Below are 22,497 nucleotides of genomic sequence, written 5' to 3'. Positions count from 1 at the left end.
TACTAAAAGCTAGTTTTTCCTCGCCTGGCTTCAGCTTAAAGGTACTGTTCAAGGTGAATAGTATCCTTCTCAGGGACAGGTCGCGACCTAAGGCTGGCAACTTAAGAAAAATTAGCCAGTTTGTCCTAAAGCTTACGCCCTTGCTGTGTGTTCTCACCAGCAAGTTGTCTGTCAGAAGACACAACAACAGCAGACAATTTACTTTAAGTTAACGGGATTATGTCGCGACCTGTCCGAATTGTGCAGGAACAAATATCATATTGAATTTAAGGAACTGGTAAATTTATCGTAGAGAATACCTTAACTTTAAACATACTTGCCTATCGGATGGGCCATTTAGCGGACAGGTTGCCGTATGTCCCAATAAAACAATTCTCTTTACTTAACCAGCTTCATTAACTTTTGTGCCCAGATAGATGGTGTATTCTGCAAAGCCAGCGCTGCACTTCGCCTTCCCATATCTAAAAGCTCCGTATCTGATTGGCGCATTATCTTTATTAGGGCACGCTTCAGGCTACTTACCTCTCCGGCCTTAAAGGTATACCCATTCATACTATCTTCCAGGAAAGCCGTGGCTGCACCAACCTTATCACTACAAATAAGCGGAAAGCCGGCAGCGGCAAACTCATGCACCACAACTCCCCAAGGCTCGAAAAGTGAAGGAAGTATAAAAACTCCTGTTTCTCCTATAAAGCGTTTCAGCTCATCCGGCTGCACAAAACCAAAATGCTTTATCTTAGCATGTACTGTTGCTTCCTGCTCCAGAGGTCCTGTTCCCAGGCACCATAATTCCCATTCATTTGGCTGCTCAGCCTGTAATGCTGTAAAGGCTTCCCATAGCGTATCCAACCCTTTTTGAGGTACGTAACGGCCCACATAAATAAAGCGTTTTGGAAATGTAGCAGCTTTAAAATGCACATGCTGTTGGTACTGCTGGTAGAATACCGGAACATTCGCTGAATAATACCCTTGAAGTATAACACCAGGTGCAAATGACAATTTACGTGCATATACAGCCTGAGGAGCACCCGCCACAAATGCATGGGTAAAAATGCGCTTTAGCGTAAAAGGTGCTAAAAGCCGGCCTGCATACTGTTTTGGTGTTCCATACCAATGGTTATCGAGGCCTAATAGAACAGGTATCTCTTTACGGAAGGCTCTGGCTACCGCCAGGTAATCTTTATCCAGCCAGCCAGAACAGAAAACTAAATCAGGGTTTAATCCCTGCGCCAGTTCAACAAGTTCCTGCCGGTTAAATTGTTCTTTATTATAGATAGTTACCCCTTCCGGTATTTTAAATTGAAAAGGTGCTTCCTTGTTTACTGGCCATCGAACAATATGCACCTCCGCCTGGTGCTCCAAAACCAAAGCATGCACACATGCCAGAAAATAGTCGGCCAGCTCAGTATAGAGGAAAAGAAATTTGTACTTCATAAAAGTGCTTAGAACTTTACCAGTCGCTTAGGAGCTACAGACGGCACAGAATTTAATTGTGGTTTTGCCTGATCCTTCACAATGTAAATAAGTAAGGTAAGCACCATAAGTAACTGTATCGTATAAGGATTAAGCGAAGCCGCCAACCAGGATTCTACCATATTAGAAGCTACTACAGCAAAGAGAATTGGAAATGCCAGGTAAGAATTTTTAGCAGCTCTTAAAAACAGCACTCCCCAGCCAAGTATAAAAAAGCTTAAGCCAATGAACCCGGTATCCAGCCAAACGGTAAGGAATGCATTATGCGCATTGCCTTCATGGCCTCTCTTACTTAATTCTGTAAAGTGTTGGCCATAAATCCATTCTGTGTAACTAAAACCTCTTCCTATCCAAAAGTTTTTCTGTATCTGCTCCCAGGCAAATTCTCTGGCAATTACTCTACCACCTGCTTTCTCTAGCGTATCAACCCTTAGAAAGTCTTCAAACCCTAATGCATGTGCAAGGGCCACGATATCTATGTCAATGGTTACTAATAGTATACCTATTGCCGCAGAAAGAATTAAACCAACTGTTCTGTTTCTTTTAGAAAGAAATTGAGTAACAAAAAAAATCAACAAAGAAATTGTTTGCCCTCTAGACCCGCTCCAAATCAGAGAAGAGAAAATTAGCGCATGAATTACATAGTTTTCACGCTTGCTGAATGCCTTAGGGAAGTAATGATTAATTGTAAAGTATAAGATGTAAAATATAAAACAAAATAAACCAAGACCGTTAGGATTACCTAATGCCCCTGAAGTTCGCCCACCCTCATTATACATTACCCATGAAGGATTTACAAAAAACATTATATACCCAGCAATTAAAATGATAACCCCTAAATAAACTACTGCTTTTAGAAAATACACTTTATGCTGATCATATAAGCTATAAAATAATATAGGGACAATAAGTATTAACAAGAAGTATGATAAAGTTTTTTGAAATCCTGTAAAAGCAACAGGGCTAAAAATAAGGCAGAAAAAGGCAAATAAGATATAGAATATAAATGGTTGGTAAAGGGATTTATTATAATTTAATTTAAATGAAATGCGCTGAGGAAACAAAAAAATTAAAAGGAGCAAGATCATCAGAAATGTCTTCAGATCTTGTGCAAAGCGTAATGCATATATTCTGCTATCAGATAATATAAGTGTAAAAAAGAAGGCAATGAATAGGTATAGATGTTTCCCCTTATTCTGCAAATATACTGCAAAGAGAATGAGAGGAGGGATTGAAAAAGGTCCAAGAGCAATTCCAACCATTAACCATAGAGCTAAAAGAACAGTTAGTTCTTTATAATTCCCAGTAAAGTGGTCAAGGTATTTACCCTCTTTTCTTATTTTAAAATTCAAAATAAAATTAATCAAGTTAACAAATGAAAGTTCTATAATTTTACTTATAGGAATTAATACAATTTGAGATATTTTCTTATCTAGTTAAGCGCTTCCTGATATATTGATTCCAAAAGAGAGGCCGTAAGAATAGGATTATGATTTCTTTTAATCTTATTGATAGAAGCCTCACCCTTCATTCGTATTATTTCTTTGTTTTTAAGAATAGTCAAAATAATTTCATGAAGATTATCAATTATTGTTTTAGATAATAATTCTCTTTCTTCTCTGTTATCTATAATGCCATTACCAAGTTCATCTTTAGGAACATTTATTACCCATCCACATTCATTATTATTAATTTCTGGCAGAGCCCTTATGTCTGTAGTAATTACAGGACAGCCTGCTGCCTGTGCCTCTAACACAGAATAACCGTAAGTATCTGCGTATGTTGGTAAAAGAGCAATGTGGCTTTTCTTTAACATATCAAGAACTGCCGTATTAGGTAAAGTTTTGTACCAGATGATAGATGAACTATTCTTTTCTATTAGGGTTACAGCTTCTAAAAAGTCGTTCTTAGTAGTTTGTGATGCATAGTCTCCATAATCCAGTTTAGAAACAATTTGGAGCTTGATCGGATATCCTTCTTCAAGTAGTTTATCGAATACGACCAGTACTTCTTTCCCTCCTTTTCTAAAGAAGTCTCCCCCAATTAGTGAGAATGTAATTAGTTCATCAAGTTCTTTCTCATCATACGAATCGATAAGTAGATGCTGTGCTGGATGTAGAACAACCATTTTGTTCTCAATCTGGTTTTTAAACCGTGGGAACTTATCTAAATATTTAAGTTGAATATTATAGGCTGATTGTGAAATAGCTATTATCTTCTTACAATGATCATTTGCTAGCAATTTTACCCCTTCTTGCTCTAACCATCCTGGGCATCGCCCCCACCGTGGTAAGGCAGTTTCAAAAGAAACGATCCATGGTTGCCTACTAAAGCTTAGAGCATTAAAGAAATGATGTAAGGCAGAACTCTTAACAACAGTAGAATGTGAAAATAGAAAAAACTTATTTGACTTATTCAACATCCTAAAATAGATAGCATTAGGGATTTTAAAGAGATCAAAACATTCTTCTACTTTAGCTTTTTTAAATGGTAAGGCAACAAAATTTCTTCTACTGTTGTAGCCGACGATGTCGTTTGTTTTGATGATCATAGCTAATGCAACATATTAAGGTAACCCGTCTTGACAGCACACCATGAATAATTTTGTAAAAAGATCTCTCTATTCCTCTTCCCTGTTCTTACAAAATCCTCATTGTTATTTAAAATAAAGTTTGAAAGATTACCATCTTTAGACATATCTACACAGTATCTTGAATCCTTTAGTATCCATCTAAATAATTCGCGATCATGAAGTATAACTGGTAGCCCTTGGCTCATAGCCTCTATTGTTACAATTCCAAATCCCTCATTCAAAGAGCAGAGAACAAAAACATCAGCAAGTGAATAGATTTCTTCAAGATTGCTTCTATCTAGAAATAAATTCAAAAATCTCTTCCCTAAAAGAAAATTTCCTTTATCAAGGATGCTTTGCTCACCTATTCCACAGATGATTAATCCCCAAGATTGATCTAACCTAGCTACTTCATTAATCAAATAATCCATGCGTTTATGATCAAAATCTATTCTGCCAACAGATAATATAATATTCTCAGCATGGAAATCATAAAAATCACGAAGTAAATTTCTATGATTATTAGTTCTTTTGATATCCGAACTTAATAGAAAGTGAGGAGTTAAAATTACATCATGCTTAAAATGTTTAGATTTATTAAAATTCTCAATATTTACTTCATGAATAACATCAGCACTATTAACGTAGTCCGTTGGTTCCATCCAAACCCCATGCCCAAATACTATTTTAGACTTCACTAAGGATAGATTTTTAAACATTCTTAGCACTTTACAAACTATAAGTTCTTGGCAGTAGATGGTTTCAAACTTCTTTTTCTTAACAACTATAAAGAGCAAAGTCCACAACGCTACAAAAAAACTTTCCCAATATAATGGCGACCCTCTAAGCTTAGATAGCTTTTTTACAATCCATGAATTTCTACCAGGTGTACCAGTAACTATATGATTATCAGAAACTACGCCACTTCTCTTTATCAAGAAAACATCCATTAAATGTGATGGTTCTTTTTTCAACACATTAAAAAGATCAAGCGCATGTGTCTCATAGCCTCTCCTTACATCGTCTAATCCAGAACAAATAATTGCTATACTTTTCACTATTAAGTTTTTTTAGTCAAAAGTATGTAAATTGAGGCATCTTTAATAGTAATAAATCAATGAAAATACTTATAACTGGTGGAGCAGGATTCATAGGATCTGCAATTATCAAAGGTTTGCAACAGCAAAACAATGAAATATTTGTTATTGATAACCTTTCTTTTGGGAAGCGATCCTTTGTAAATATACCAGATACTCACTTCTATGAGGAGGATATTCTAAATAGACAAGAGATCAGTCTTATTTTTAAAACTGTTCAGCCTGATATTGTTATTCACCTTGCCGCGATCCATTTTATACCTTATTGCAATAAGCACCCATTCGAGTCAAGCCAGATAAATATACAAGGAACAGCCAATGTGCTAGATGCGATCGCTGATAATAATATAAATGTTAAAAAAGTCTTTTTCGCTTCAACAGCAGCTGTGTATCCAATTACTGATGGTCTGATAAGTGAGACAAATCCTACAGGCCCCTTAGATATTTATGGCCTATCTAAACTCACCGGTGAACGCCTATGCAACGAATTTCATCTTAAAACCGCTGTTCCAACTATAATCTGCCGTTTCTTCAATGCTTTTGGGCCTAATGAAACGAATCCTCATCTTATCCCTGAAATTCAAAAACAGCTCTTGAATGGCACCAGAACAATTGCCTTAGGCAATCTAACACCTAAACGTGACTTTATCCATACTTATGATATGGCCAGAGCCGTGCAGATGCTTTTAGAATCAGACTTTAATGGTATTGATACATTTAACTTAGGAAGAGGGATTGAATATTCAGTAACTGAAATTGTAGAGGCGTTTGAAAGACAATTGGGTGAGAAAATAGTTGTTCAAATTGATCCGGCCCGTGTGCGAAAAGTAGAGCGTATGCATTTGCTAGCAGACGTATCTAAGCTTAAAAGTATAGGCTGGGTGCCAGAATGGGATATTGACAGAGGTATAAAAACACTTCTAGATCAGGAGGTTAATTTAAATGTCTAAAAAAGTAATATTCTGTACCGATGGCATTTTCCCTTACACCATCGGAGGTATGCAGCGCCATTCCCGGTTATTGATAGAAGCTTTAGCAAAAACAAGCTCTTTAGAACTTATTGTAATACACCCTCATAAAGAAATAGTATTCGATAAAACTTTAGGTATTCGTGAAATCTCGATAAATGAGATTGACGTAAAGAAGAACTATTTGCTGGAATGCTATAAATATTCTAAAAGAATTTTTTCCATAGTAAAGGAGCATCCAGATGCTGTAATATACTCACAGGGGCTCTCTGTTTGGTATAAATGTAGCCAACTAAGAGATAGGTTAATTGTAAACCCTCACGGGTTAGAGCCTTACCAGGGCTTAACCAAAAAAGATTACTTAATGGGTGCCCCCTTCCGGTTAATTTTCAACTACATTTTTAGCAACAGCAGGTTTATAATTTCTTTAGGCGGAAAACTGACAGATATTTTAAAATCGAATGTCAATGATAAAAGTAAAATTGTTACCATACCGAATGCAGTTAGTGCCCCAGATGCAACTCTGTTGAAGAGCAAGGCAGAAAAACCTGTTCCCATTCAGGCTCTTTTTGTATCTCGGTTTGCCCACAACAAAGGTATAGGTGTATTGATGGATGCCATTGCAAAGTTGAGCAACAAAGGCTATGAAGATAGTTTCAGGTTCAAACTGGCTGGCAAAGGGCCTCTTTACGAATATTATACTTCCAACTATAAATTTAATAACGTTGACTATTTAGGATTTGTAGACGATACTGAGTTAGAGCATCTTTATGCTGATTCGGATGTATTTGTTTTTCCGACTTTGTTCGAGGGTATGCCAACAGTAGTATTAGAGGCTATGGCAAAAGGGCTACCAATAATAGTATCAGATACTGGTGCTACGGCAGAGTTAGTAGATAAAACTAATGGTTATTTGATTCCTAAAAATGATGTAGATGCTTTAACTAAGGCTTTAACCAATTTTTCTAATTTGTCTTATCCTCAAAGAGAGGCGTTGGGTGTACATTCTGTTGTTAAAGTCAAAGCTAATTTTACATGGGTTAAAGTAGCAAAGAAGCACATTCAATTGTTTGATTCTGTGATGTAAGGCGCATAGGTTTGTATAACTTACTAAGATACTTTTGTTCCGCGTCACTACCATCAAGTAAATGGTTTCTTAATTAGTCGCTACATCGATACTTACAAAAGCGGTAGTCTTCAACTTCTAACTAGCAGCTCAAAAAAGTCTAAGTTATTGCTGCGATAACCTTTTCAGCATTCTGTAGCCATGTATGTTGAGAAAGAACCTGTTTCTTAAAGTTGTTCGAAATCTTATTCCTCAGCTGTTGACTAGATATTAATAAATCTATTGCAGTATAAATATTTTCGGAAGTTGGTTGAATTAAAATTGCATTCTCTTCATGCTTGCATACGTCCTTAACAGGAACGTTATCAGGTGCTATAATGGCCTTGCCCATTGCACCATATTCGAATATTTTAACCGGTGAACCGTACCAATTAGATTTACCCATAACACAAATGTCCATTAACTGTATATAGTTAAACACCTCTGCATGCGGAATATTACCGGTGAAAGTGACTTTATCTAAAAGTCCAGCTTTAAGAGTTTTCTCTTTTAAAGTTGGTAGAATTTCCCCATCCCCTACAATTAATAAATGTGAATCTCTCTTACCCGAGTTTATTACCTTGCCAAAAGCATCTATTAAAATATCAACCCCATGCCAGGGAAAAATAGAGCCGACGAAACCAATAACAGTCTTTTGCGCAAGCTGTAATCCTGCTCTTAGTGCTTCTACTCTGGAGGCATCAAAATTTATTTTAGCCGGATCAATTGCATTTGGAGTGATGATAAACTTATCCGCATCAAGTTTATGGGCTAGCATAAAATGCTCTTTTAGTTCACTTGATACTACAACTACCTTATCTGTACTTTCTAACTGAAGTTTCTCAGCTCTGATACCTGCTTCAGTAAAATAGCTATTTCCCTGCAGCACTTTACGTTCCTCCACATAGGGAGAATTAACTTCCAGTACATGCTTAACTCTCCATTTATTAGCTGCCCTAACTCCTGAAGTCTGTAAATAAGTAGCCCTCTCATAAATAAGGTCTGGCTGAAAGTCCTTTATATTTTTCTCAAGCACACCTGAAGCGTAATTGTCAAATCTGCCAAGCCTATAGTCCTTTGCCGACTCCCAAACATAATTAGGCACACAAGTAGCAATCAAATGTTTTAAAGGACTTCGTCCTTTGATTGCAAGGTCAGAGTTAATTAAGCTAGTTCCACCCATAATTACAGGCTTCACTTCATGACCTAGCTCCCTGAAAGCCGCAATCATTTCCCTCATGTGTGTGCCATAGCCAGAAGGACTCGCAAGATTTAAGTTAGGGTGTGACGAGTAGTAGAGAATTTTCATTTACCTTACTTGATGGAGTAAATCATTGATTTTATTAACTCGCAACTGAGGGTTACATAACTCTGCTATATGTTTTCTCCCGGCTTTACCCATCTCCTCGGCCAAGTCAGGATTCCTGAGAAGGTCAATAATTCTGTCTGCCATCGCCTCATAGTCAAACTCCTTTACCAGAAAACCTGTTTCTTTGTCCAACACATTCTCAGGAATACCATTATGTAGCGTAGATACGACAGGAAGTTCGTGAGCTGCCGCTTCAGCAAGACTTATAGCAAAGCCTTCCTGGTCCCCCGAGTTGGCTGTTACACTATGCTGTGCATAAACCCAATGCTGATTTAAAATAGGAAAGCTCTGCTCCCTATTTAAAACACCTAACATATTTACAGACGAAATAAGCCCTAAGGCTTTAATTCTATGCTGCACCAGAGACTTTAATTCGCCATCTCCTATAATTGTCAATTTACTTTGAGGAACTTTATCTTTAACAATCTTAAATGCCTGTAATAATGCTAACGGGTGTTTCTTAGCTGTAAGTCTACCTAAAAAGATAACATTAGGGTCTAGCTTCTTTCTGTCTGACCAACTGAGTGGGGTGATGCTGTTAACATCTATACCGTAGCGTATAACCCTGATCTTATCACTCTCACAGCCCAATAGCACAAGTAACTTTCTTATGTAATGCGAAGCTGCAATGATAAAACACGCCTCCTCAAATACCTTCTGTAATTTTCTAGAGTAAACAGGGTCAATTGTTGCAGAAGTAATGTCATATCCATGTACATGCACTACAAAAGGTATATTATTTTCTTTAAAATAATCTACGAGCAAAACAGCTGATGTTGCATAATCTACATAAGCTACATCAGGTTTATTAAGTATTTTCTTATTTAATGCTTTGATGGAGTAATATTGCTGAACTTTATTTTTATATTTATATCCATTACCCCCTGTTATTTGGCCAACTTTGTAGGCAAATAATGAGTTTCTTAGCCCTTCCTCCGCATAACCTATATATTGAGTTGAATCAATAAAACAGTTTTTATCAGAAACTTTTCCGCAATAATAAGTTATAGCCAGACCCTTATTTTGTAAGCCCTTAAATAAATCATAAATGAATGTCTCAGAGGGAGAGATAGAGGAATGAGAGAAATAGCCTATTTTCATATAACAGCGATCTAGCTAACTAATTTGAGATCAAAACCTATAAGATTTAGTAGCGACTTAACTAAATTGCTTAATCTAACTCTAATAGAACGCCTATGTTTTCTTGCTCTTTCTTCTCTTTCGATGATTGTAGATCTATCCCATCCAATATGTTTAACTGCATCGTTCTCTAGGTATACTGTATAAAAGCCCTTTTCTTTATAAAACTCACTAATACCGTTTTCATTTTTAAGAAAAGAATATTTTTGAGCTAACTTATAATCAGATAAGCGAACTACTGTCGGATTAAAAGAAAACCCTGTAAGATCTTCTTCTTCAATATTAGCCATATAAGCTTTATAACATTTTATACCCCCTATGTTTATAGGCCATTCCTCATATAAAATTCTTTCATGATGTATTAGCATTTCATGATGAATGCTTCTAATACCAACATGTTTTACTTTAGGATCACTACCCAGAACTGTCAATATGTCCTCGATAAATCCTGGCCTATAAAATTCCCAATCATCTTCACAATGGAAAATGTACTCAGAATTCACTAAAGAGTATACTTTATCGACACTACCTAAGTGGCCCAGTTTTGGATTATTGAAAAGAATGCTACAAAATGAACCAAATTCATCATTCAATTCCTCTAGTACATGTGAGTTGCCTGAATCCTCTATGATAAAATATTTTTCAATTGGATAAGTATTAAATTTGAGAAAAGAAGACATTGTACGCTTCAGCAAATCAATTCTTCCACAACTTGTAAGCACAAAAGTTACTTTTTTTGTTTGTGCAGTATTAAATCCACTCATTTTTTTAAAATCAGTAGTATCACATGTAACGTTAATTTATAGATATATGTACTACATAGAATCTTAGGTCTAAACCTTATGCAGGTTAAAATATATTTGAATGCTAACTTAGTCTGAGTTTTATTTAATTCAGCTAGGGCTAATGCAAATTTTGCAATTCTAGTACTTATATATGAATAAGGTAACACATCTTTATATTTATTGTAAAAGTATAAAGATGTGATGTAATAACTCAAAGCGCTCTCATTTGACCAAGTACTAGTATTATTATCATGTAAATTGTATATTACTGTAACTTTATTAATACTTATTATTGGATATTTTATAGCTATTCTAACAAACAAATCAGTATCTTCTCCATGTGTTAAATAATCACTAAAACGCTCTTCTTTAAATATAGAGTTATGAATTGCTGTAGAGTGGATAGCTTCGATATTATAAATTACTTTCAAGACATTATTTTTAGTAGAATTGTCAGAAGTCCCTTGTATAAATTCATGTTTCTTGACTATTGGTATGCCATTCAAAACCCTCTTGGGCTTAGTATGAAATAAAGCTACTGGACTATGATAACTAATAATCTCATAATGTAATGTTTCTAAATGAATTAATTCATACTGATCATCATCATCAAGTAAGCAAATATAATCGCCTGATGCTTTTGCTATTCCAAAGTTTCTAGCTTGAGAGCGTCCTTGATTTTCAGTTTTATAGTACCTAATAAACTGTCTGTTGGCTATACTTTTCTCAAATTCTGAGTAATCGTGGCTTGAACCATCATTTATAATAATTATTTCATAATCTTCAAATGTTTGATCAATAACACTTTTTAAAGCGTGCGGCAAAAGATGAGGCCTATTATAAGTGGTTATGACCACAGAAAAGAAAGGTGATTTCTTATTATTTTGCATTAATTAAACCACTTGTTAAAGTTTAAGTGCTTTGATATTTTCTTTTTGTTTCTTAATAACTTCAAGATACTCGAAACCAAACTCTGTATCTGGTTCTAAATAATTTCCTTCTGCCCATTCATTCCAAGACTTAACAAATATAATTTTATCTGCGGCAGAATATTTCTCTAGGAACTCAATAGATTTTTTTACTTGTAATTCAAAAACTTCTGGTGTAGAATTTAATAGAACAACACCTCTTTCGCCGCTCCTAGGTGTATTATCCCAATTTGGTACAATAATAGGATAAGTGTCACTAGTCCCTTTTATAAACATAGTTTGTTCTACAAGTTTACTGTGATCTACAATTTGTACACCCTCCCTTGTATCTTTACGATAGAGTTTATCAGTTATTTTTCTGATCCTTGTTTTTTGTAACCTTAAATGTGCAAAAATTTTATTAAAAGCGTTTGATACTTTTCCATCAAAACCATTCCCTTTTGTGTCCCATTCATCCGTAACAAGATTTGAAGTCATTAAATACACACCTACAAAACCTGCTTTTAATGCAGCAGTCTTTATTCTTTCAGCAAATTCCTTGGGATTAGGTAGATTTATAGCATTATAAACCATAAATAAAGGTTTACCATCAACTTTAATGTATCTAGGATCTTTAAATGCATTAAACAGATATTTGAAATGCTCCTTTTCATCTTCAATACCAGGATACTCTTGTTTGATAAGTACTTTATTAGGTGCTCCATGCCAGACTCCTGACCATGTTTCATTAGCCCAACATAAGCAAAATGGGAAATTAGGTGTTTGAGATGCCAAAACATCATCAAAAGGTTTATTAAGTAATCTTTTACCATTCCCAAACCAGTAGTGGTAATAGACAAAACCATCCACTCCGTATTCTTTAGCCATTTCTGCTTGCTGCTCTCTAACCTCAGGGACTCGTAAATCATAATAACCAAGATCTGCGGGGAACTTGGGTTGTAGGTGCCCTTTAAATAAAGGCTTAGCCTTTGTAACATTAGTCCATTCTGTAAACCCTTTTCCCCACCATTTATCGTTTTCAGGTATTGGATGAAATTGAGGTAGATAAAAGGCTAAAACCTTTGGGGCAATCATTTGATTTAATTTTAGAATGTTGAATATTTGGAAAAGTTACTTATTAAATAGAAAAGCTTCAAAACAAGGAACTGTCTTCTGTTCTGAATGCAATTCAGCATAAGTTTTATATGCATTATCTCCTAAGGTGCTTCTTAACTCCTTAGATAATATAAGCTCTGAAAGGGCCTCAACCAATTTAAGGATATCTAAATAAGGAATTACAATACCTCCTGATTTTATGACAAACTCAACAGCTCCTCCAGAGTTTTCGAAACAAATTATTGGCTTGCTTTGCATAGCAGCTTCTAATACTACAAGGGGATATGGATCTTCTCTTGAAGTAAGTAAAAAGACATCCATAATAGAAATATAATCAACTGCATTTGATACAGAGTCAATAATTACAATATCTTTTGCAACTCCTGCTTGATATGCATCATAAATTAATCGCTTAAAATCTTCCGAATTCTTATCAGCACCAATCCATAAGAACTTGATAGGTAAATTCATACCAATTTTAAGAATTTGGACAGCTACCTGAAGAAAAATATCAGAACCTTTTCGCCAATCGCAAGTTCCTGCTCCACCGATTATGATGCTGTCTTTTAAACTTAGATCATTCAGTAATTTATTTTGTTCTTCTTTTGATATCTCAACTTTAGGAATATAGTAGTGGAGTAAACTAACGTTATCACCAGTAATTCCATATTTGTTAATCAAATTATCTGCTACCGCTTTTGATGGAGCGAGAAAGTGATTGGTAAATTTTAGTGTATAATTTAACGCTTCTTGAGTAGTGAATCTTCTTATTGCATTTTCTAATTCATGCACATAGGTAAGTACCCTCCCCTTTGGCTTAATGATATTCAATAAATATCCATTAACAATGGTGTTAGAAAATATTACATCATATCTTTTTGAGTGTATAAATTTTGTAATATCAGCTTTAAGTGAGGTACTGAAACAAATACTTTGGATTCTATAAAAAAAACTAATGAATTTGTTTTTAGATGTTTTTGCTTCTTTTTGCAAAACTAAGGTATTGCCAAGTGCAGAGAATTCTGGAACTAAAGCTCCATCTTTTGCAATGATAATATCTATATTGATAGACTCATTATTATTCTTTAAATATTTTAAAAAGTGTAATAATAAAATTGGGGCCCCCGTTCTAGAAGCATCATGGGAGATTACTAGCAAATTCGGCATCTATATATTAGTTGGTTTTAATAAAACTTACATATATCGTATGCCCTCTAAGCAAGCTACGTGCTTTGGTGTGAAGCAATTTATTTATAATAGGTATTGATATTTTATTAAACAAAAGTCTCCCATACCATTTAGTTCTTCTGTAATGATTGGAATTGGCATTAATCCATGAGTTAATATGTAAATGGCTCAATGGCTCATATTTAACATCTATTAATTTTATTGGTAATATATTTTGAAGACTTTGAAAAGTTTCTAATGACCACCTTGTTTGATGGTGAGGGGGCATATCTAATAAATCATCTTCGTACTTATAAAAACAATTGGCATTTGGTACACACAGAATTAACTTACCATCATTATTCAGATTATTAATTAAGCTAGTGAGAAAAGATAAAGGATCTGAAATATGCTCAAGTACTTGAAAGGCTAATATAGCATCTGGTTTTCCTTTTAGATATTTTAAAGCTTCATTAATATCCATTAAATAAACTGGAAGATTATTCTTTGCTGCCTTTTCAACAGCATCTTTACTTGTCTCTATTCCAATTATTCTTTTATCTAACTCTAAAGCTTTCTTAACAAACGTTCCAGAACCACACCCAATCTCAATACACTTATCAATATTAGATATTTCATTCAGAGCTACTTCATATTCCCATTTACTTTCTAAATAATACCAAAAAAAATTATTTTGAAGTTCTTTATACAAGAAAGGTGTACCTTCAACTTTAGGTTCAAAAAATAATAGTTCCGTATCAAGGCATTTATATAAAGTTAACTCAGTTTCAATACATGAGTTAAATTCATCTGTAACGTCAATTTTATAAAGTAATTTCCATTTTTCAATTATTTGAACAATATTATAGGACTTTATTTTTTCGACATTATTTTTACCAGTTAATGGACTTATAACATGGGTTCTTATAAATGTTTCCATATCGCTCTCTTATCTATTGATCCAATATGTAAAGGTTCTGGTTTAGACATATATTTTTGGGATGAAACATATTCGAATACTATTGCTTCAATTTTTGAATCGTAATCCGTGTAGCTATCTCCTAGCCAAGCACTAATTTTATATAAACCAGAATGCAACTCTAAATTTTCTACTTTCACATTCACCTTTCCTTCTGTACTAGAAGTAACATGATAACCCTCAGAGTGGAATCTAGGATTCGAACCAAAGACGGGAACATTAAATGCATTATACAGAACAAATCCTATTACAGGAGGATTTATTTTGAAAGGAGACACATATTCAAAATTTAACTCTAATATAGCTTGATCAAGGAGATCATCATTTAGTTCAATTCGTTTGATTGAGGGTTTATAAATATCTGGAACATATTGAACACAATGGCTAACCCTCAAGCCTTCATAGTATTCAGCTATAATATTATCAATATGACTCTCAAGATGCACTAATCCATTTTTTAAAAGTATGCCTTTACTGCAAATTTTTTTTACTGCATCCATACTGTGGCTAACAAATAGCACAGTTCTTCCTTCTCCCATGCTTATAGACTGCATCTTCCCAATTGCCTTTTTTTGGAACTCAGCATCTCCAACTGCTAATACCTCATCTACAATAAGAATTTCTGGCTCAAGGTGCGCAGCAACTGCAAAAGCAAGTCTTACGCGCATACCAGAAGAATAACGTTTTACAGGAGTATCTATATACCTTTCGGTACCGGAAAAAGCCACAATTTCATCAAACTTTGATCGTATCTCGGCTTTGGTCATACCAAGTATGGCTCCGTTCAAAAAGATATTCTCACGACCTGTCAATTCCTCATGGAAGCCAGTACCAACTTCCAGTAAAGAAGCAATTCTACCTTTCGCTTTTATAGAACCTGTAGTAGGTGAAGTTACACGTGATAGTAACTTAAGTAGAGTAGACTTTCCAGCCCCATTTTTACCGATAATACCAAGTACCTCTCCCTGCTTAACCTCAAAGTTTATATCACGCAGCGCCCATACATACTCGCTATTTCCTTTGGTGCTGCGGTCGTTGGTTTCGCCTATTTTTAAATAAGGGTCTTCCTTGCCACGTACCTTATGCCACCATCTGTTTAAATCATGAGAAATAGTGCCTGTACCTAGCTCCCCTAACCTATACTGCTTCGATAGGTTTTCAACTTTAATAACAGTATTACTCATTCTATTAAACTGTATCCATAAATGATTTCTCTACCTTATTAAATACTACGATGCCTAAAGCTAGCACAACCGCAGCAAAAATGGTGGAGTAGCCTAAGTAAACCCACTCAAAAGTACCCTGCCCTAAAAATGCATACCTGAAGGTTTCTATGATGCTGGACATGGGGTTAGCTAAGATAAAGATTTTATACTTCTCGGGTAAGGTAGAAATTGGGTAAATAACCGGGGAAGCATACATGGCCAACTGCACTCCAAAGGTTACCAGGAATTTGAGGTCACGGTACTTCGTAGTCATGGCCGATATAAGCATGCCAAACCCTAAGCCTAAGGCAGCCATCAGCAGCACCAGGAAAGGGACAAGTATAATAACCCCATTAGGTTGTACCTGAGCTCCGGTTAATAAGAAGTATGCTAAAAGCGCCAGGAAAAGAATAAACTGCACACCGAACTTTAACAGGTTAGATACCACAATAGAAAGCGGCATGATCAGCCTAGGAAAGTATACTTTCCCGAAAATATTGGCATTCTGGGTAAAGGTGTTAGAGGTAGTGTTTAAACATTCTGCAAAATAATTCCAGCCTACAATGCCAGCCATGTAAAACAAAAGCGGCGGCACCCCATCTGTTGATATACCGGCGATATTACCGAATACAATAGTAAAGGTGATGGTAGTAAACAGCGGCTGCAGAAAAAACCAGATGGGTCCTAATATTGTCTGCTTATATACGGCCACAAAATCACGCCTTACAAACATCTGTAGCAGGTCGCGGTAGAGCCATACTTCCTTTAGCTGTAAATCAAAAAGACCGGAACTGGGTTTAATCACAAGCGACCAGTCTTCATCCTGTTCTTTCATTAAAAATCTTAAAAACGTGTGTAAGCAAAATACCTCAAAAAGATCATTAAAAGTAATGAATCCTTTTGAGGTATTAGAATTTAGAAGGATAATTTTTAATTATGCATTAAAAGTCCCCTTACAAGTACAATTTTACTCGTGGTAATTTAATATGCGGTGTCCGCCTTCCATCAGGTAGGTGTCGCGCTTAAACAGCTCCATATCTGACTGCATCATATCTTTAACCAAAGCAGGCAGATCATACTTCGGCTCCCAGCCTAGTTTCGTTTTAGATTTTGTAGCATCACCAATTAAGAGTTCCACTTCTGTTGGGCGGAAATAGTTAGGATCTACACATACAACTTCTTTTCCAAGTTCTACCTGGTATTCCGGGTTGTTGCAGGCAACTACATAGCCTTTCTCTTCTACACCCTCGCCTCTAAACTCAACATCAATGCCTACTTCGGCAAAAGACATCTTCACAAAATCACGTACAGTTGTTGTTACGCCTGTCGCAATCACGAAGTCCTCCGGAGTATCCTGCTGTAAAATGCGCCACATCGCCTCCACGTAATCCTTTGCATGGCCCCAATCGCGCTTGGCATCCATGTTACCTAAGTATAACTTATCCTGTAGGTTAAGGGCAATACGCGCAGCGGCACGTGTAATTTTGCGGGTTACGAAGGTCTCGCCGCGCAGCGGAGACTCGTGGTTAAACAGGATACCGTTGCAGGCAAACATGTTATAAGCCTCGCGGTAGTTAACTGTAATCCAGTAAGCATATAGCTTGGCTACGGCATAAGGAGAGCGCGGGTAGAAAGGCGTAGTTTCTGACTGCGGCACCGCCTGCACCAAACCATAAAGCTCTGAAGTGGAAGCCTGGTAGATTCTAGTTTTTTCTGTTAAACCAAGTATACGTACTGCCTCTAAAATGCGAAGTGTACCCAAACCATCGGCGTTCGCTGTATATTCCGGTGTATCAAAACTTACTTTCACGTGGCTCATTGCAGCCAGGTTGTAAATCTCGTCAGGCTGCGTTTCCTGGATGATGCGGATCAGGTTCGTAGAGTCTGTTAAATCGCCGTAGTGCAGCTTAAAGTTGATGTTCTTTTCGTGCGGGTCCTGGTACAGGTGGTCAATGCGCTCTGTATTGAACATCGAGCTTCTGCGTTTAACACCATGTACTTTATATCCTTTGCTTAAAAGTAGTTCTGCTAAATAGGCTCCGTCTTGTCCGGTTACGCCGGTGATAAGGGCTGTTTTCATTATGTTCTAAAATTTTCTTTGTAAAGGGTTTTCTTATTGTGGGTAGAGTTTCCTCCCCCTGCCCCCTCCAAAAGGGGACTTTGATTTATTCTTTTCTGTTAGCTAGTGCGGGAGTTACCCACTTTTACCCCCTCCAGCTATCATTTCGACTTTGAAAAAAAATCTTAATGTGGGACGTGAAATAATCCAGATCTCTCACATAGTTCGAGATGACAAATAATGGACTTCCTCTTTACTAGGCAGTCGTAACCGTAGCAGCGTGTTTCTTTTTAAAATCTTCGTAAGCGAGGGCAATACCATCACGCAGTTCTGTCTTGTGCTTAAAGCCCAGTTTGTGCAGTTTGGTCACATCCATCAGCTTTCGTGGCGTACCATCTGGCTTGGTTGTATCAAATACCAGTTCACCTTCAAATCCTGTTACCTCTTTAACTAAAAGGGCCAGATCTTTTATAGTGATGTCCTCTCCCGTTCCGATATTGATCAAGCTACGTTCGTTGTAGTTTTCCATCAGGAACAGGCAAGCTTCTGCCAGGTCGTCAGCAAAAAGGAACTCGCGTCTCGGGCTGCCTGTACCCCATACGACAACTTCAGGAGAACTGTTCTCTTTTGCCTCATGAAATTTACGGATCAGGGCCGGAAGCACATGCGAATTTTGCAGGTCATAGTTATCGTTGTAGCCATACAGGTTAGTTGGCATAACGCTGATAAAGTTGCTGTTGTACTGGTCACGGTACGACTCGCACATTTTAATACCCGCTATCTTCGCAATGGCATATGGATCGTTTGTCTGCTCCAGGGCACCGGTAAGCAAATATTCCTCTTTTAAAGGTTGCGGCGCCATTTTTGGGTAGATACACGACGAACCCAGGAACATAAGTTTTTTAACATCCGCTAAATAAGCTGAATGTATCACATTCGCTTCCATCATCAGGTTATCGTAGATGAATTCCGCTCTATAGGTATTGTTAGCGTGTATCCCGCCCACTTTTGCGGCTGCCAAAAAAACATACTCCGGTTTTTCTGTTTCAAAGAAAGCCTTTACCGCTTCCTGGTTGCGTAAGTCTAGTTCAGAAGATGTTCGTGTAATTATATTGTTATAGCCGGCTTCCTTTAGCTTCCTGCAAATGGCTGAACCAACCATGCCCCTGTGCCCTGCCACATATATTTTAGCGTTTAATTCCATAGCCTGTATATACTCTGATAATACTATATTGTTATTGGATTAATTTGTGATTTAATATTAAAACTTAAACAGCTTTTTCCACCTGCTCTGGTGCTGCTGATCCTCTGCATAATAGCCGTAGCCGTAGCCATAACCATAACCGTAGCCGTAGCTTAACTTATTATAGTTTACGTCATTAAACAGAATTGCGATTCTGGAGGCTTTACCTGTTTCGTAATGCTGCTGTATATTATTTAAGAAGCTTTTATACGTATAGTTCTGGCGCACCATATATATAGTAGCGTCAGCAATACGCATCAACTCAAGGCCATCTGATAAAATACCGACTGGCGGGGTATCAATGATAATATTATCATACTGCTGCTTCAGCTGGTCAATCAACTCACTCATGCGGCTGCTCAAAAGTAACTCCGAAGGGTTAGGCGGAATATCACCGGAGGGCATCAGGTGCAGCGACTCTTGTATTGTAGTATGAATTACATCATCCAGCGTAGTATACCCTGCCAGGTAATTGCTCAGGCCGACACTACTGTTTACCCCAAAATCGGTGTTGTTGTTCGGCTTGCGCATATCTGCGTTGATCAGGATAGTGCGCTCCCCGGATATGGCAAAAATGTAAGCCAGGTTTTTAGCAGAAAAGGTTTTGCCCTCCCCGCTGATAGATGAGGTGATCACAAAGATCTTAGCTTCCCCTTCGTTTGCCTTCGTCATGAAGCGAAGGTTTGACCGCACCGTTCTGAAGGCCTCGGCTAAGGCTGACTTAGGGCTCTGCTCCGTTAAATTACCTTTATCCTTGTTATGCCCGATCATGCCAAGTAGCGGAATAGAGGAGTATTTTGCCAGATCCTCGGTTGAGGAAATCTTATTATTTAAGAGTTCTTTTAGGAAAATAAAGCCTGCCGGTAAAAACAAACCGATAAATAAGGCGATGAGATAGTTCTGATCCGGCTTTGGAGAAATCATGGCTTTCACAGCTGCCCCATTTACAAGCTTTGCATCCGGCACCGTGGCAGCTGTGGAAATGCCGGCCTCTGCACGTTTTTCCATCAGGAATACATATAAGCCCTCGCTTAGATCATACATGCGCTGCAAGTTGATGAACCTTCTCTCAGCGGCAGGCAATTGCTGTAAAGAGCCCATCATCTTACCAATCCTGGCATTCAGATCATTGATGGCAATCTGGTTTACCCGCTGCAGGCTGCTGACGTTTTCGGAGATACCGGCCAAAAGCTCTTTTATCCTGCTCCTTGTATTCTGGATTTGGGTATTGATGAGTGGATTCTGTGTCCTCTCCTCTGATAAGGCTGTCAGCTGCAGCTGTGCCTCGATTAACTGTTGGATTAGCTGATTCAGTACCGGATCGGACACGCCAAAAGAAGAAGGCGCTATGACGCGCTCCGTAATATTACCTGAAGCAATGTAGTTTTTAAGGTAATCGAAGTATTTCCCATTAATTAGTAAACTTGCCTTTTCACGCTCCAGGTTTTGCACCTGCTCTGCTGTTTTAGATCCCTCGTCGCTCATGGTTAAACCTGTATTGGCTTTCTTAAAGGTCTCTAACCTGCTTTCAACCAGGAAAAGGGAATCGCTGATTTGCTGCAACTGCTCGTCAATAAAACTGATGGTGTTTACTGCGGTTACCTTTTTATCGCGCAGTCCACGGGCGATATACGTACGCGCATGCGCATTCAGAAAATCTACGGCTTTATCCGGGTTATCGCCAGTCGTGCTTATTTCCAGGATAGACGTTTCTTTTATAGGGGCTATTGCTAAACTGCCCCTATAACGATTTACCAGATCTTCTTTTTTGTTTAAACTAAAGAATAGCGTAAAATCAAACGGTTCATTTGGCTTTAATCGTGTAACAGTAAACTTAAAGCCATTTACATTTATCAGTTGGCCAGATCGAAACAGCTTTCCTTTGAAGGCATTGTTTAGCTCCTGGTTGCCTTCTGTGGAGAGCCTGACAGTATTGCCATCTGTCAACTCACACTTAATCAACGTGCCGTAGGGCACATTTGTAGAGGAGGAGTCCACGGTTACTGCAATCGGGCTCCAACCGTATACTTCCGTAAATTTTATCTCGCCTTCAGCAAAATAAGATACTCCAAAATTGAGGTTGTCTATTGTCTCACTAACCAGGTCGTTTGATTTAAGCAGGAAGGATTCATTGTTTAGGTTTTTCTCGTTGTTAAAAAGCTCCTTCCCATAAAGCAGGCTGGCTGGTGCCCCACCCATTGCCTGTGGTTCATTTATCAGAACCGTTGTACTTGCCTCATAAATAGGTGTCGTATACCTGTTAACGATATAAGCTGCAACCAAAGCCAGGGGAACAGAAATTGCGAACAAATACCAGTACTGCTGCAGCTTCTGGAGGATAAACTGCACATCTATCAGCGCATCCTGTTGCTGTATGGGAGCCGGAGTCATGTTTAAGCTCATAAGGGGAGTAATCTATAAAAAGCGAGCAAGCAAAAGGCTTAGCGAGGTTAATATACTTAAGCCAAAGCCAACATTCGTCAGTACATTCTCACGCACATTTTTGGCTGGAAGCGGGTCTACCACGATCATGTCGTTTGGCTGCAGGAAGAAATTGGTTTGTGCAATTGTCTGGTTATCCAGTAAACTGAAAGCATATAGTTTTGCCTGCCCGTTTTCGTAGCGTATCAGCTTGATGTTTCCCCTGTTAGAATAAGGGCTTAACCCACCCGCCGAGGCAATTGCCTCCATCAGGTTAATGTTATCCTGGTAGGTTGTAAACTGCCCTTGTCGTACTACCTCTCCTATTACGGTATACCGGAAAGTTAGCAAACGCAGGTTAACGGTGGGGTCTGATAAAAAAGGTTTCAGGGCTTCGGTAACGCGGATCCTGGCTTCAGGCATACTTAAGCCGTTCAGGTTAACTTTGCCGATAGCCGGTAAAAGAATATTGCCTTCTGTATCTAAGGTATAGCCATCCAGGATCGGGTCTGTTGCACCAAAAGTGGCTGCACCTGTGCTCAGAAAGTTATACTCTGTGGGCGTGGTACTCTGTACTTTTAACGAAAGCACATCACCGGGCTTTAAGGTATAGACAGGCTGCTTTAGCTCAAAGGTTTTCAGGAGTTCGTCGGCATTGGCTTGTTCTTTTACCTCGGGGTTGTTTTGCAACAGCACCACCTTTTTCTGTGAGACACAGGAGGAAAAGAAAATCAGGCTGGTAAGTATATAAAATGCGATAAGGGGTTTGCGCATTTGTTTTGTAGTCTTCAGGTTAAATAAAATTATGTGCTGCAGTACAGCATGGCTCAATTTACAAAGTACAAACTAAGCATTTTATTGTGTAATTTAATAGTGATAGGCCATTTTCT

General features: G+C 37.6%; 19 protein-coding genes. 2 read left to right on the top strand and 17 right to left on the bottom strand.

The window, feature by feature from the left end:
• Positions 1 to 378: 378 nt before the first annotated feature.
• From Q1A23_RS08205 to Q1A23_RS08190, 4 genes are all read right to left on the bottom strand, one after another.
• Positions 379 to 1,434 carry a glycosyltransferase family 4 protein gene (locus tag Q1A23_RS08205; protein ID WP_299821865.1) on the bottom strand — a complete coding sequence of 352 codons (1,056 nt, stop codon included), beginning with the start codon at positions 1,432 to 1,434 and terminating at the stop codon, positions 379 to 381.
• Positions 1,435 to 1,442: 8 nt separating this feature from the next.
• Positions 1,443 to 2,825, bottom strand: a complete 1,383-nt coding sequence (locus tag Q1A23_RS08200; protein WP_299821863.1) for an O-antigen ligase family protein — start codon at positions 2,823 to 2,825, stop codon at positions 1,443 to 1,445.
• 80 nt (positions 2,826 to 2,905) lie between these two features.
• Positions 2,906 to 4,024: a glycosyltransferase family 4 protein gene (locus Q1A23_RS08195; protein WP_299821861.1), complete on the bottom strand. Its 1,119-nt coding sequence runs from the start codon at positions 4,022 to 4,024 to the stop codon at positions 2,906 to 2,908.
• A 2-nt stretch (positions 4,025 to 4,026) separates the two neighbouring features.
• Positions 4,027 to 5,103, bottom strand: a complete 1,077-nt coding sequence (locus Q1A23_RS08190; RefSeq protein ID WP_299821859.1) for a glycosyltransferase — start codon at positions 5,101 to 5,103, stop codon at positions 4,027 to 4,029.
• 59 nt (positions 5,104 to 5,162) lie between these two features.
• On the opposite strand from Q1A23_RS08190, the gene Q1A23_RS08185 reads away from it, so the two are divergent.
• Positions 5,163 to 6,092: an NAD(P)-dependent oxidoreductase gene (locus Q1A23_RS08185; RefSeq protein ID WP_299821857.1), complete on the top strand. Its 930-nt coding sequence runs from the start codon at positions 5,163 to 5,165 to the stop codon at positions 6,090 to 6,092.
• Complete coding sequence (locus Q1A23_RS08180; RefSeq protein ID WP_299821855.1) at positions 6,085 to 7,197, top strand: glycosyltransferase family 4 protein; 1,113 nt, start codon at positions 6,085 to 6,087, stop codon at positions 7,195 to 7,197. Before Q1A23_RS08185 ends, Q1A23_RS08180 begins: the two co-directional genes overlap by 8 nt.
• Before the next feature lie 139 nt (positions 7,198 to 7,336).
• Here the strand turns inward: Q1A23_RS08180 and Q1A23_RS08175 are convergent, their stop codons facing one another.
• The 13 genes from Q1A23_RS08175 to Q1A23_RS08115 form a co-directional block, all read right to left on the bottom strand.
• Positions 7,337 to 8,524, bottom strand: coding sequence for a glycosyltransferase family 4 protein (locus tag Q1A23_RS08175; protein ID WP_299821853.1), 1,188 nt, complete (start codon positions 8,522 to 8,524; stop codon positions 7,337 to 7,339).
• Complete coding sequence (locus Q1A23_RS08170) at positions 8,525 to 9,685, bottom strand: glycosyltransferase (RefSeq protein ID WP_299821851.1); 1,161 nt, start codon at positions 9,683 to 9,685, stop codon at positions 8,525 to 8,527.
• 11 nt (positions 9,686 to 9,696) lie between these two features.
• On the bottom strand, positions 9,697 to 10,488 hold the full coding sequence (locus Q1A23_RS08165) for a hypothetical protein (protein ID WP_299821849.1): 792 nt from the start codon (positions 10,486 to 10,488) through the stop codon (positions 9,697 to 9,699).
• Complete coding sequence (locus Q1A23_RS08160; RefSeq protein ID WP_299821847.1) at positions 10,485 to 11,399, bottom strand: glycosyltransferase family 2 protein; 915 nt, start codon at positions 11,397 to 11,399, stop codon at positions 10,485 to 10,487. The genes Q1A23_RS08165 and Q1A23_RS08160 overlap by 4 nt, the downstream gene beginning before the upstream one ends.
• Positions 11,400 to 11,414: 15 nt before the next feature.
• Positions 11,415 to 12,512 carry a glycoside hydrolase family 99-like domain-containing protein gene (locus Q1A23_RS08155; protein WP_299821845.1) on the bottom strand — a complete coding sequence of 366 codons (1,098 nt, stop codon included), beginning with the start codon at positions 12,510 to 12,512 and terminating at the stop codon, positions 11,415 to 11,417.
• Positions 12,513 to 12,548: 36 nt separating this feature from the next.
• Complete coding sequence (locus Q1A23_RS08150) at positions 12,549 to 13,700, bottom strand: glycosyltransferase (protein ID WP_299821843.1); 1,152 nt, start codon at positions 13,698 to 13,700, stop codon at positions 12,549 to 12,551.
• Positions 13,701 to 13,707: 7 nt separating this feature from the next.
• Entirely contained in the window at positions 13,708 to 14,640 is a 933-nt protein-coding gene (locus Q1A23_RS08145; protein WP_299821841.1) for a class I SAM-dependent methyltransferase, read from the bottom strand.
• Entirely contained in the window at positions 14,625 to 15,863 is a 1,239-nt protein-coding gene (locus Q1A23_RS08140; RefSeq protein WP_299821839.1) for an ABC transporter ATP-binding protein, read from the bottom strand. Before Q1A23_RS08140 ends, Q1A23_RS08145 begins: the two co-directional genes overlap by 16 nt.
• 4 nt (positions 15,864 to 15,867) lie before the next feature.
• Positions 15,868 to 16,719 (bottom strand): ABC transporter permease, encoded by an 852-nt coding sequence (locus Q1A23_RS08135; protein WP_299821837.1) that lies wholly within the window; start codon positions 16,717 to 16,719, stop codon positions 15,868 to 15,870.
• Positions 16,720 to 16,851: 132 nt separating this feature from the next.
• On the bottom strand, positions 16,852 to 17,964 hold the full coding sequence (gene gmd / locus Q1A23_RS08130; protein WP_299821835.1) for a GDP-mannose 4,6-dehydratase: 1,113 nt from the start codon (positions 17,962 to 17,964) through the stop codon (positions 16,852 to 16,854).
• A gap of 235 nt (positions 17,965 to 18,199) precedes the next feature.
• Positions 18,200 to 19,147 (bottom strand): GDP-L-fucose synthase, encoded by a 948-nt coding sequence (locus tag Q1A23_RS08125; RefSeq protein ID WP_299821834.1) that lies wholly within the window; start codon positions 19,145 to 19,147, stop codon positions 18,200 to 18,202.
• A 57-nt stretch (positions 19,148 to 19,204) separates the two neighbouring features.
• Positions 19,205 to 21,589: a tyrosine-protein kinase gene (locus tag Q1A23_RS08120; protein WP_299821832.1), complete on the bottom strand. Its 2,385-nt coding sequence runs from the start codon at positions 21,587 to 21,589 to the stop codon at positions 19,205 to 19,207.
• A gap of 12 nt (positions 21,590 to 21,601) precedes the next feature.
• Entirely contained in the window at positions 21,602 to 22,381 is a 780-nt protein-coding gene (locus tag Q1A23_RS08115; protein ID WP_299821830.1) for a polysaccharide biosynthesis/export family protein, read from the bottom strand.
• Positions 22,382 to 22,497 lie beyond the last annotated feature (116 nt).

Origin of the sequence: uncultured Pontibacter sp., from assembly GCF_947492645.1 — a bacterium.
Classification (GTDB): Bacteria; Bacteroidota; Bacteroidia; order Cytophagales; family Hymenobacteraceae; genus Pontibacter.
This window is presented reverse-complemented; position numbering and strand designations above follow the sequence as displayed.

Coding starts and splice junctions, on each gene's coding strand:
- Q1A23_RS08205 (WP_299821865.1), bottom strand. CDS start 1,434: ATGAAGTACAAATTTCTTTTCCTCTATACTGAGCTGGCCGACTATTTT.
- Q1A23_RS08195 (WP_299821861.1), bottom strand. CDS start 4,024: ATGATCATCAAAACAAACGACATCGTCGGCTACAACAGTAGAAGAAAT.
- Q1A23_RS08185 (WP_299821857.1), top strand. CDS start 5,163: ATGAAAATACTTATAACTGGTGGAGCAGGATTCATAGGATCTGCAATT.
- Q1A23_RS08180 (WP_299821855.1), top strand. CDS start 6,085: ATGTCTAAAAAAGTAATATTCTGTACCGATGGCATTTTCCCTTACACC.
- Q1A23_RS08175 (WP_299821853.1), bottom strand. CDS start 8,524: ATGAAAATTCTCTACTACTCGTCACACCCTAACTTAAATCTTGCGAGT.
- Q1A23_RS08170 (WP_299821851.1), bottom strand. CDS start 9,685: ATGAAAATAGGCTATTTCTCTCATTCCTCTATCTCTCCCTCTGAGACA.
- Q1A23_RS08165 (WP_299821849.1), bottom strand. CDS start 10,488: ATGAGTGGATTTAATACTGCACAAACAAAAAAAGTAACTTTTGTGCTT.
- Q1A23_RS08160 (WP_299821847.1), bottom strand. CDS start 11,399: ATGCAAAATAATAAGAAATCACCTTTCTTTTCTGTGGTCATAACCACT.
- Q1A23_RS08155 (WP_299821845.1), bottom strand. CDS start 12,512: ATGATTGCCCCAAAGGTTTTAGCCTTTTATCTACCTCAATTTCATCCA.
- Q1A23_RS08150 (WP_299821843.1), bottom strand. CDS start 13,700: ATGCCGAATTTGCTAGTAATCTCCCATGATGCTTCTAGAACGGGGGCC.
- Q1A23_RS08145 (WP_299821841.1), bottom strand. CDS start 14,640: ATGGAAACATTTATAAGAACCCATGTTATAAGTCCATTAACTGGTAAA.
- Q1A23_RS08140 (WP_299821839.1), bottom strand. CDS start 15,863: ATGAGTAATACTGTTATTAAAGTTGAAAACCTATCGAAGCAGTATAGG.
- Q1A23_RS08135 (WP_299821837.1), bottom strand. CDS start 16,719: ATGAAAGAACAGGATGAAGACTGGTCGCTTGTGATTAAACCCAGTTCC.
- gmd (WP_299821835.1), bottom strand. CDS start 17,964: ATGAAAACAGCCCTTATCACCGGCGTAACCGGACAAGACGGAGCCTAT.
- Q1A23_RS08125 (WP_299821834.1), bottom strand. CDS start 19,147: ATGGAATTAAACGCTAAAATATATGTGGCAGGGCACAGGGGCATGGTT.
- Q1A23_RS08120 (WP_299821832.1), bottom strand. CDS start 21,589: ATGAGCTTAAACATGACTCCGGCTCCCATACAGCAACAGGATGCGCTG.
- Q1A23_RS08115 (WP_299821830.1), bottom strand. CDS start 22,381: ATGCGCAAACCCCTTATCGCATTTTATATACTTACCAGCCTGATTTTC.